Consider the following 9,424-nt stretch of genomic DNA (forward strand, 5'->3'; position numbering starts at 1 on the left):
TTTTATTATATAGAATTATATTCTTAACTTTGCAACCTTAATTTGGTGGGAAAGACTGTGAGCGCGTTGAACGACTACAATATCGACATCTTCAAACTCAGCAATGAGACGCATAATTATCAATTCGAAATTGATTCTGCGTTTTTTGAGCTGTTTCCGGAGCAGATTGTAGAGCAAGGTGCAGGCAGTGTTGACATTGAGCTTATAAAGTCTGATACATTAATCGACCTCAAGTTTGACATAAACGTTACTGTGAGGTTGGAATGCGATCGTTCTTTAGAGCCTTTTGACCACAAAATTACATCAACCAGAGGGTTGATACTCAAGTTTGGTGAAGAAGAGGAAGAGATTGATGACGAGATGGTCATCATCCCAAGAGATAAACAGCGCATCAATTTAGCGCAGTATATATATGAGTTTATCGGCCTGGCTATTCCTATGAAAAAGCTTCACCCAAAGTTTGATAATGAAGACGACTCAGATGAGATCGTCTATACTTCTGATAAAGAGGAAGAAAAACAAGATAACAATGAAGCAATTGACCCGAGATGGCAAGCGCTTCGTAAATTGAAATAAAAACTTTAACACAATAAATTAAGTACAATGGCTCATCCTAAAAGAAAGACGTCAAAATCGAGAAGAGATAAAAGAAGAACTCATTATAAGGCAGAGGCGAAGCATTTGGCAGTATGTCCTACTACCGGAGAGTTTCACTTGCCACACAGAGCATTTTGGCACGAAGGCAAACTTTACTACAAAGGTAAAGTTGTGATGGAGAAAGAAGTACTAGCCTAACTTTTACTGCCTGTGAAAATTGCATTAGATGCAATGGGCGGTGATTTTGCTCCCGACTGTACGGTCGTAGGAGCAGGGTTAGCCTCTAAGGAAATCCCAGACGATAATACCATCGTCTTAGTGGGACAGGAAGATCTGATCCGCTCCAAACTCAAGGAGCATAATGTAACCTCATCAAACATTGAGATTGTCAATGCTGATGAGGTTATTGGTATGGGGGAACACCCAACCAAGGCACTTTCTCAAAAACCAACAGCAAGTATACCTGTAGGATATGGCCTGCTTAAAGCCGGAATCGCGAAGGCATTTTGTAGTGCTGGTAACACAGGTGCCATGCATGTTGGCGCTATGTTTACAATCAAAGCTATTGAAGGTATTATCAGACCGGGTATTGCCGGTTTTGTACCTAAAGAAAATGGTGGCTTTGGGGTAATCATCGATGTAGGTGCCAATGCAGATTGCAAACCAGACGTGCTCTTTCAATTTGGAGAGATAGGTTCTTTATACGCCAAGCACGTATTTAACATCGACAACCCAAAAGTCGGTCTTATGAACCTCGGGGAAGAAGAGCAAAAAGGAACACTACTTACCCAGGCTGCTTATCAAAATCTTAAACTGAGCAAAAAAATCAACTTTGTTGGAAATATTGAAGGGCGTGATTTGTTCAATGATAAGGCAGATGTTATAGTGTGCGATGGTTTTACAGGTAACGTAATCTTAAAAATGGCGGAGTCATTTTTTGATATGTTGCAAACACGTAAAATCAGCGACCCATATTTTGATCGCTTTAACTATGAAGCTATTGGCGGAAGTCCTATCTTAGGTGTCAATGGCAATGTGGTGATAGGACATGGCGTCTCAAGCCCGGAAGCTATCAAAAACATGGTACTACTCGCTCAGAGAATGGGTGAGTCCAACGTACACACTAAGATTAAAGATTACTTTGCTGAATAAAAACCAACTTTAATATGGCTCAAACAAAAGCCGCAATTACAGGGGTTCATGGCTATGTACCCGATTATGTATTGACCAATCAGGAATTAGAAACCATGGTCGATACTAATGACGAATGGATTACAAGCCGAACAGGAATCAAAGAGAGACGAATCCTTAAAGGTGAAGGTAAAGGAACCTCAGTAATGGCAACCGAAGCTGTGAAAGGACTTCTTGAAAAGACCAACACCACAGCTGACGAGATCGATCTCATCATTTGCGCCACTATTACACCTGACATGACTTTTCCTGCTACGGCAAACGTAGTAGCAGCCAATATCGGAGCAACTAATGCGTTTGGTTATGATATCTCTGCAGCATGCTCCGGTTTTATTTACGGCCTTACCACAGGTAGTAAATTCATAGAGTCTGGCCTTTACAAAAAAGTAATCGTTATCGGTGGAGACAAAATGTCTTCTATCATAGATTATACTGATCGCGCTACCTGCATTATTTTTGGTGACGGTGCCGGTGCAGTTATGTTAGAGCCTACTGAGTCTGACAACTGCATCGTAGACAGCATCCATAGAAGTGATGGAAAGGGCGCAGAGTTTTTACGCATGAAAGCAGGCGGTAGCCAATACCCGGCTACACATGAGACTGTAGACAACCGAGAACACGTAGTGTATCAGGATGGGGCTACGGTTTTTAAATTTGCTGTAACTAATATGGCCGATATTGCTGCTCAGATTATGGAGCGCAATGACCTTTCGGCTGAAAATGTTGACTGGCTTGTACCTCACCAGGCTAACAAACGAATAATTGACGCTACCGCTAATCGCATGGGACTTACCGAGGAGAAGGTAATGATGAATATAGAGCGATATGGTAACACAACCGCTGGTACACTCCCTTTATTATTATGGGATTATGAGTCAAGGCTTAAGGCCGGAGACAACCTGGTGCTGGCTGCATTTGGTGGCGGCTTCACGTGGGGATCAGTATATTTAAAATGGGCTTATAACGCCTAGTTTAGATTGCTTTTAATTCTTTGATTAGTAATTTAGAGCTTTAAAATATTTAATATATGGCAACAACAGCCGACTTTAAAAATGGCTTATGTCTGGAATACAACCATGACCTCTTTACCATTGTAGAATTTCAGCATGTAAAGCCCGGCAAAGGACCTGCATTTGTAAGAACAAAATTAAAAAGTCTTACTACCGGTAAAGTAATTGAAAATACATTTACTGCAGGCCATAAGGTAACAACCGCACGAATAGAAAGAAGACCACACCAATATTTATATAGAGATGATTTGGGTTTCCATTTTATGGACAGCAGTACTTTTGAGCAAGTAGCGCTGCAGGAAGATATAATTTCTAACCCGGGCTTAATCAAAGAAGGACAGGAGGTGGATATATTGTTCCACGCAGAGGAGGAAAAGGTAATTGGTTGTGAATTACCTCCATTTGTAGAAATGGAGATCACTTACACTGAGCCAGGTATAAAAGGTGATACGGCAACAAATGCCACCAAACCGGCTACGGTTGAAACTGACGCGACTGTACAGGTTCCGTTATTTATCAATCAGGGTGATAAGATAAAAATTGATACCAGAACAAACTCTTACGTTGAGCGCGTAAAAAGTTAAATTAGTTTTAAAGAAAAATTACTTTTGACATAATCTATGCATCAGCTAAGTTTGTTGGCAACCTGATGTGAACATGTAAATAAACTCCATACACATGAAAACCAAAGAAATAAGAGACTTAATAGATTTCATTTCAAAATCAGGCCTCAACGAGGTGAGCATTGAAACTGAAGATCTAAAAATAGCTATTAAAAGAGATGCTGAAACGCGAGTAATCGAAAGCAACCATGCTGCTCCGGCTCCTGCCCCAGCGGCCGCTCCGGCTCCTGCGCCTCAACCTGCTGCTTCTGCGCCTGCAGAAGCACCTAAGGCTGAAGCTCCTGCATCTGGTGGTGACAATTACGTAGAAGTAAAATCACCTATGATTGGTACTTTCTACAGATCTTCTAACCCTGATACACCTCCATTTGTATCTGTTGGAGATAAAGTAGAAAAAGGACAAACTGTTTGTATCGTAGAAGCTATGAAGCTTTTCAACGAAATCGAATCTGAAGTTTCTGGTACTATCGTAAAAGTAATGGTCGAGAATGCTTCTCCTGTGGAGTATGATCAAGTGCTATTCTTGGTAGATCCCTCGTAAAGTAATTTGCGGTTATTGAAAGGCTTTAAATAGCCTTTTTTATTAAATAAATTACTCATCTAAACCGACAAGACTGTGTTTAAGAAGATATTAATAGCCAATAGAGGTGAGATTGCGCTGAGAATCATCCGTACCTGTAAAGAAATGGGTATTGGTACAGTAGCAGTTTACTCTACAGCCGACAAAGAAAGTTTGCACGTAAGATTTGCCGATGAGGCCGTATGTATTGGTCGCGCACCAAGTAACGAATCTTACCTAAATATACCTAACCTGATTGCTGCAGCAGAAATCACTAATGCAGACGCCATCCATCCCGGATACGGATTCTTGGCAGAAAATGCTGAGTTCAGCGCTGTATGTCAGGAATATAACATCAAATTTATAGGTGCATCACCCGACATGATCAATAAAATGGGTGATAAGGCTACTGCCAAGGCTACAATGAAAAAAGCCGGTGTACCTACGATACCAGGCTCTGAGGGCTTACTTAGCTCTGTGGAAGAAGGTATTAAAATAGCCAAGAAAATTAAGTACCCCGTAATACTTAAAGCTACTGCCGGTGGTGGTGGTCGTGGTATGCGAATGGTAAATAAAGAATCAGAGTTTAAGAAAGCGTGGGACGATGCCCGTCAGGAATCTGGCGCTGCTTTTGGTAACGATGGTTTATACCTTGAAAAATTTGTTGAAGAGCCAAGACACGTAGAGATACAGGTTGTTGGAGACAAAACAGGAAAAGCTTGTCACCTTTCTGAAAGAGACTGCTCGATACAGAGAAGACACCAAAAGCTGCTTGAAGAAACGCCTTCTCCAGTAATGAGGCACTTCCCTAAGTTGAGAGAAAAAATGGGTAAAGCGGCTATCAAAGCTGCTGAAGCTATCAAATATGAAGGAGCTGGTACAGTGGAGTTTTTGGTTGACAAAAACGGTGATTTCTATTTCATGGAAATGAACACCCGTATACAGGTAGAGCACCCAATTACTGAAGAGGTAACTGATTACGACCTAATCAAAGAGCAAATAAAAGTTGCTGCAGGGATTAAAATCTCCGGTAAGAACTACACGCCTAACTTATACGCGATGGAGTGTAGAATCAACGCTGAAGATCCTGGTAACGGTTTCAGACCAAGCCCGGGTAAGATTACAAACCTGCATATGCCTGGTGGCCATGGGGTGCGTGTAGATAGCCATGTATATGCCGGCTACTCAATACCGCCAAACTATGACTCTATGATCGCTAAGCTTATTGTAAGCGGCCAGTCTAGAGAAGAAGTAATCACACGTATGAAGCGTGCCTTGAGCGAGTTTGTAATCGAAGGAATTAAGACAACAATTCCTTTCCATTTGAAACTGATGGACGATGAGCAATTTAAAGGTGGTGACTTTACTACTAAATTCCTGGAGTCTTTTGACTTCACCGATTTAAAGAAATAAGGTAACATACCTCAAAGAATTTAAGCCCAAATCTGCTAAGGATTTGGGCTTATTTATTTACTTTACAGCTATGAAGCGTCTCCTATTCATCAGCTGCCTCACCATATTCATCAGTTACCACACCGCTCAGGCACAAGCACCTGGCAAATGGCTACACACCGGGGTTAGTCTCGTTTCTTATAAAGGAGATTTAAGTACTTACGATGGTTACTCTGCCGCTTTTCATGCTGGCATACAATTCAACAATAAGAAAAGACTCAATGGTGGTTTCGTACTGGGTCTGGGCTCTGTAACCGGTGAAAACAGAGACTTTTTTGCTAACAACCAAAGCCCTCAAACGCCAAATCGCTTTTTTAAAACCAATTTCTTTCACATCAATTACGACCTCCACATCAACCTGGTGAAGAAAGAAAACTTTATAGCTTACCTCAGCCAGGGAGTTGGCTTCATAAGGTTTACACCTACAGACCAATTTGGCGAGGATTTACAGGACCAGTCTAACACGCGAGAAGAAGACGAAAGCTATAGAAATTCATCGTTCATGCTGCCTACCAAGGCAGGCGCCATGTACTTTTTACCCAATGGGTATGGACTAGGACTTGAGGCCGGTTTTTTCAATACCATGACAGATTACCTAGACAACATTTCAGCCTTAGGCGAAGACGGCAACGACAACCTACTGGCATTCAGGTTTAGTTTTTATGTGCCTTTACAGTAAGAAATATACAACTGCCAATTTATGTATAATTTCGCTGTCTTCGAGTAATAGCGCTATTTGATTATCATCATAAATATGGTATCTTACTTAAGTCCCTTATATAACATTTATAATGTATAGAAGGGAAAAAATCACCACACTTAGCACCTAATACTGCACAATAGCTGGATATACAAAAAGTCAAATTAGACAGATATTAATTATGATCGAAGACTTGAAGGATATCATTGAAAAAACGAATATAGCTACTGTAATTGTTGATGGTTCACAAAAGCTGAAGCATTCCTCTCCTTCAGCCAAGATTCTTTTTAACATTTCAGAACGACACTACGGACAGTCTATATTTGACTTAAAAGACACATTATTAGAACATAATCTGGAAGCTGAGGTGCAGCGTGTTGTAAAAACTTTTGAATCAACACAAACTCTTATAAAAACAAAGGATGGTAAGATATACTCACGCAGGATAAGTCCTTATAAATCAGAAAATAAAGAACTGAATGACGTAGTTCTTACATTTCAAGATATTACCAACCTTCAACAACTTTCAAGAGCAGCAAACCGAAGGATACGACAGCAAGCCACTATAGCTCAACTCGGTATGTTAGCCTTAAGCGGAATTCACCTAAAAGATTTAATGGATCAATTAGTTAAGCAGGTGGCAGATACCTTACAGGTAGAGTTTTGTAAAGTTTTGCAATACAGACCAGAAAAAAATGACCTATTACTCTTATCTGGTGTTGGGTGGGGCGATGGCATTGTAGGAAAAGCTTCTGTACCAGACAAAGAAGACTCACAGGCAGGATTTACTTTAATCCAGAATGACCCTGTAATTGTTAGACGAATGAGCACAGAGAAGCGTTTCACAGGTCCTGATTTATTATTAAATCATGGTGTGGTCAGTGGTATGAGTGTAGTAATAAATCACTCCACTCCTCCATTTGGCGTACTAGGGGTGCACACCTCATCGTATTATGAATTTGACCAAGATGACTCAAATTTCATACAATCTATTGCCAACTTGCTTTCTGTAGCAATCAAGGAAAAACAGATCACAACAGCCCTTACAATTAGTGACGAGAAACTGCGCATTGCTAAGGACTCTGCAAAAATAGGCGCATTTGAATTTTTCATTAACTCTGAGCAAACACATTGGGATCACATGCTAAAAGAGATATGGGGTTTAGACGAGGATGAGTCTCCAACACAGGAACATTTTTGGCAAGGGATACACCCAGACGATCTTCTTCTAGTTAAAAAAGCCTTAAAAATAGCTACTAATGTTGAAAATGGGCATTTTGAAGCTATCTACAGAGTAGTTAATAAGCAAACCAAAGATATTTCTTGGGTACAAGCTAATGCGACTATGATGTTTAATCAGGGCACTCCATTTAAAATGATTGGTATGGCTCAGGATATAACCAAATTAAAAAACTCTGAGGAAACTCTTAAAACAGCTGTTGAAGAGTTACAAAAAATAAATGTACGAACAAATCAATTTCTTGCCACACTGGGACATGAGCTGCGTAATCCACTAGCTGCATTAAGAGGTGGTGTAGATTTACTTAAATACTATCCTGAAGAAGCTGAAAAAGCAGTTGACATGATGGATAGGAACGTAGATAAAATGGCATCAATGCTAGATGATTTGCTGGATCTTGCCCGTATCATCAGAGGAAATGTACCCCTTGCCAAAGAGTATGTTAATGTAAAAGAGCTGATAGAACGAGCGGTATATGAAGCTAAACATATGTTTAGCTTAAAAGATCAACAGATTGAAATTTCACTGTCTAACGAGCCCATGATTATAAAAGGTGACCCCACTCGACTAAATCAAGTTCTTAGCAACTTACTTACCAACTCCAATAAATTTACCGACATAGGTGGTAAAGTAAGTATAAGTGCATACACAGATCAACAGACTGTTAAAATCTGTATAGAAGACAATGGAATTGGCATCGATGGGAATATTGAATCAATATTCGAACCCTTCTCCCAAATTAGGCCTTCTAAAGGCAACAAGGGCTTAGGTATAGGACTTTCACTTGTAAAAAGCTTTATGGAGATGCATGAGGGTACCATCATGGCTGAAAGTATGGGCGCTGGACAAGGATCTAAGTTTACACTTACATTTCCACTTGCAGAAAAACAAAAGCCTAATGCCGATGATAAGCAAAGTTCAAATAGAATCCCAAAAATAAAAAAGAACCTACAAGTACTTATTGTTGATGATAATGAAGATGCCCTTGATTTACTTAAAATCAGATTGACAAAATTGGGATGTCAGGTCTCTGCTGCATATAATGCTAAACAAGGGCTGCATTTGCTTGATACCATAGAACCGGAGGTTTTTATTTTAGATATCGGGTTACCGGATATGGAAGGCAATATATTATTGCAAAAAATTAAAGAAATCTATAAAAAAGATGCCATATATATTGCTCATACCGGCTTCGGCCACCAAAATGCCAGAGAGAATTCTTTAAACTCAGGGTTTGATTATCACCTCACAAAACCATTGAACATGGAAAATCTGGTGCATATCTTACAGCAAGTGCATTAGAGGCATACCTAGAATATACGCAAACAAGACCGATACCTATAAAATACACTAAACTAAATCCCTCGCTTCGGGTTATTTATGCCCAATCAAATATTCACAATTTAAACTAATTAGGAATGAAAGGCACAGACAATTATCCAAGGACATTTTCTCACATTGGCATTACTGTGCCTGATATACAAAAGGCTGTAGACTTTTATACCGAAGTGATGGGCTGGTATGTAATTATGGAGCCGGCTAAAGTAAAAAAAGAGCGTGACACAGCTATTGGACAAATGTGTATCGATGTATTTGGTGAAGATTGGAGCGAGTTTGATATCGCGCACCTATCTACTTCTGATGGTATTGGCGTAGAGCTTTTTGCTTTCCCTCAAGGTAAAAAAGAAGCGCCTGAGTTTAACCCATTCAACACAGGGCTGTTTCATTTTTGTGTGCAGGACCCAGACATTGAAGGGCTCATCGCAAAGATTGAAGCTGCCGGAGGAAAGAAAAGAATGCCGATCAGGGCCTATTACCCTGATGAAAAACCGTATAGAATGTGCTATGTCGAAGATCCGTTTGGTATTGTTTTCGAGATTTACACGCATAGCTATGAGCTCACTTACTCTTCTGGCGCCTATACCGATTAGTATTGATATATAAAAAAAGGCCGTCTCAAAAAATGAGTCATCCTAAGTATGCGCAGGATCTTACTAAAAAAATAATCACACGATATCCTTTGTAAGATTCTTCCTTCGTCAGAATGACCTG

The 9,424-nt window shown here is 40.1% G+C and carries 10 protein-coding genes; all 10 read left to right on the forward strand.

The features are described 5' to 3' along the window. Positions 1-57 precede the first annotated feature (57 nt). The 10 genes from E1176_RS11295 (at position 58) to E1176_RS11340 (ending at position 9,303) form a co-directional block, all read left to right on the forward strand. The gene (locus E1176_RS11295) at positions 58-576 is read left to right on the forward strand and encodes a YceD family protein (protein WP_185152756.1); all 519 of its coding nucleotides are present in this window, start codon (positions 58-60) and stop codon (positions 574-576) included. Between the two features lie 27 nt (positions 577-603). Next, positions 604-795: a 50S ribosomal protein L32 gene (gene rpmF / locus E1176_RS11300; RefSeq protein WP_155210720.1), complete on the forward strand. Its 192-nt coding sequence runs from the start codon at positions 604-606 to the stop codon at positions 793-795. 12 nt (positions 796-807) lie between these two features. After that, positions 808-1,749, forward strand: coding sequence for a phosphate acyltransferase PlsX (plsX, locus tag E1176_RS11305; protein WP_185152757.1), 942 nt, complete (start codon positions 808-810; stop codon positions 1,747-1,749). 14 nt (positions 1,750-1,763) lie between these two features. After that, a complete protein-coding gene (locus E1176_RS11310; RefSeq protein ID WP_155210721.1) occupies positions 1,764-2,759 on the forward strand; it encodes a beta-ketoacyl-ACP synthase III in 996 nt (331 codons plus the stop codon). 56 nt (positions 2,760-2,815) lie between these two features. Next, positions 2,816-3,382 carry an elongation factor P gene (gene efp / locus E1176_RS11315; RefSeq protein ID WP_155210722.1) on the forward strand — a complete coding sequence of 189 codons (567 nt, stop codon included), beginning with the start codon at positions 2,816-2,818 and terminating at the stop codon, positions 3,380-3,382. 94 nt (positions 3,383-3,476) lie between these two features. Beyond that, a complete protein-coding gene (gene accB, locus E1176_RS11320; RefSeq protein WP_155210723.1) occupies positions 3,477-3,962 on the forward strand; it encodes an acetyl-CoA carboxylase biotin carboxyl carrier protein in 486 nt (161 codons plus the stop codon). A 75-nt stretch (positions 3,963-4,037) separates the two neighbouring features. Next, positions 4,038-5,393 (forward strand): acetyl-CoA carboxylase biotin carboxylase subunit, encoded by a 1,356-nt coding sequence (gene accC / locus E1176_RS11325; RefSeq protein ID WP_185152758.1) that lies wholly within the window; start codon positions 4,038-4,040, stop codon positions 5,391-5,393. A 70-nt stretch (positions 5,394-5,463) separates the two neighbouring features. Further along, complete coding sequence (locus E1176_RS11330; RefSeq protein ID WP_155210724.1) at positions 5,464-6,111, forward strand: hypothetical protein; 648 nt, start codon at positions 5,464-5,466, stop codon at positions 6,109-6,111. A gap of 202 nt (positions 6,112-6,313) precedes the next feature. Next, entirely contained in the window at positions 6,314-8,674 is a 2,361-nt protein-coding gene (locus tag E1176_RS11335) for an ATP-binding protein (protein ID WP_155210725.1), read from the forward strand. A gap of 116 nt (positions 8,675-8,790) precedes the next feature. Then, a complete protein-coding gene (locus tag E1176_RS11340; RefSeq protein ID WP_155210726.1) occupies positions 8,791-9,303 on the forward strand; it encodes a lactoylglutathione lyase family protein in 513 nt (170 codons plus the stop codon). Positions 9,304-9,424 lie beyond the last annotated feature (121 nt).

Source organism: Fulvivirga aurantia (assembly GCF_009711475.1).
Taxonomy (GTDB): domain Bacteria; phylum Bacteroidota; class Bacteroidia; order Cytophagales; family Cyclobacteriaceae; genus Fulvivirga; species Fulvivirga aurantia.